This window comes from Curtobacterium sp. MCBA15_013, assembly GCF_001865095.1.
Taxonomy (GTDB): domain Bacteria; phylum Actinomycetota; class Actinomycetes; order Actinomycetales; family Microbacteriaceae; genus Curtobacterium.
The window spans coordinates 4,330-4,676 of sequence record NZ_MJGQ01000027.1; the positions used below are offsets into that span (position 1 = coordinate 4,330).

Annotated in this window: 1 protein-coding gene; it reads right to left on the reverse strand. The window is 74.6% G+C overall.

What is annotated here, in order from left to right; all coding sequences use genetic code 11:
- A partial coding sequence (locus BIV01_RS12745; protein WP_071303083.1) for a DUF3180 domain-containing protein occupies window positions 1-347 on the reverse strand: 347 nt, incomplete at both ends.

A 347-nucleotide genomic window follows, 5' to 3' on the forward strand; every position in this document is an offset into this window, starting at 1 on the left:
CCCCGACCGCCACGGCGTTCGGCAGGACCGAGCCTAGCGAAGGCAAGGCCGAGCGGGTCAGGAGGTACACGAGCAGGCCCGCACCGAACCCGCCGAACAGCGAGCCCGCGATGCTCGACGCCTTCGCGAGCACCACGACGCGGATCGCGTAGAGCGGGTCGACGGGGTGCGACCGGGACGCGCCGTCGCGAGCGTGCCGACGGACCGGCCGGGCCATCAGGACGACGGCGATGCCGATGAAGGCGAGGGTGACGCCGAGGGGTGTCGCGAGGAACAGCGTCGGCGCCTGCCGCGACGCCAGGACGGCGTCGAGGGCGAAGCCGGCGACCGCCGCGACGACGGCGACG